The following is a 1,411-nucleotide window of genomic DNA, read 5'->3' as shown; positions in this document are numbered from 1 at the left end:
CATTGATTGTGTTTCCACAAGCATCCGTTACACTGTATGTTCTGATTGTAGTTTCAGTACAACCCACTAAAGCAGGAGCACTATCACCAACGAAAGCCACAACCGGAGTTGAACAGGTATCGGCCTCATCAGTCACTACAGCAGTATCTGCAGCAGGGAAAGTTCCGTTGCAACCGCTAAGAGTAATGGCAGCAGGGTTAGAAGCTGTCGGAGCCGTTTGGTCTACTGTTCTGATTAAATTTTGCGTAACATTGATTGTGTTTCCACAAGCATCCGTTACACTGTATGTTCTGATTGTAGTTTCAGTACAACCCACTAAAGCAGGAGCACTATCACCAACAAAAGCCACAACCGGAGTTGAACAGGCATCGGCCTCATCAGTCACTACAGCAGTATCCGCAGCAGGGAAAGTTCCATTGCAACCGCTAAGAGTAATGGCAGCAGGGTTAGAAGCAGTCGGAGCCGTTTGGTCAATCGTTCTGATTAAATTTTGAGTAACATTGATTGTGTTTCCGCAAGCATCCGTTACACTGTATGTTCTGATTGTAGTTTCAGTACAACCCACTAAAGCAGGAGCACTATCACCAACAAAAGCCACAACCGGAGTTGAACAGGTATCGGCCTCATCAGTCACTACAGCAGTATCTGCAGCAGGGAAAGTTCCGTTGCAACCGCTAAGAGTAATGGCAGCAGGGTTAGAAGCTGTCGGAGCCGTTTGGTCTACTGTTCTGATTAAATTTTGCGTAACATTGATTGTGTTTCCACAAGCATCCGTTACACTGTATGTTCTGATTGTAGTTTCAGTACAACCCACTAAAGCAGGAGCACTATCACCAACAAAAGCCACAACCGGAGTTGAACAGGCATCGGCCTCATCAGTCACTACAGCAGTATCCGCAGCAGGGAAAGTTCCATTGCAACCGCTAAGAGTAATGGCAGCAGGGTTAGAAGCAGTCGGAGCCGTTTGGTCAATCGTTCTGATTAAATTTTGAGTAACATTGATTGTGTTTCCACAAGCATCCGTTACACTGTATGTTCTGATTGTAGTTTCAGTACAACCTACTAAAGCAGGAGCACTATCACCAACAAAAGCCACAACCGGAGTTGAACAGGCATCGGCCTCATCAGTCACTACAGCAGTATCCGCAGCAGGGAAAGTTCCGTTGCAACCGCTAAGAGTAATGGCAGCAGGGTTAGAAGCTGTCGGAGCCGTTTGGTCCACTGTTCTGATTAAGTTTTGAGTAACATTGATTGTGTTTCCACAAGCATCCGTTACACTGTATGTTCTGATTGTAGTTTCAGTACAACCCACCAAAGCAGGAGCACTATCACTAACGAAAGCCACAACCGGAGTTGAGCAGGCATCGGCCTCATCAGTCACTACAGCAGTATCCGCAGCAGGGAAAGTTCC

Annotated in this window: 1 pseudogene; it reads right to left on the bottom strand. The window is 46.4% G+C overall.

Annotation, left to right across the window (positions count from 1 at the left end):
* Positions 1-1,411 (bottom strand): annotated as a pseudogene (locus tag ACNQGN_RS18895) (hypothetical protein); the annotation flags it as partial.

Source organism: Flavobacterium rhamnosi (assembly GCF_048286515.1).
In the GTDB taxonomy this organism is placed as follows: Bacteria; Bacteroidota; Bacteroidia; order Flavobacteriales; family Flavobacteriaceae; genus Flavobacterium.
The sequence above is the reverse complement of the archived record's forward strand: the minus strand, read 5'-3'. Positions and strand labels throughout refer to the sequence as shown.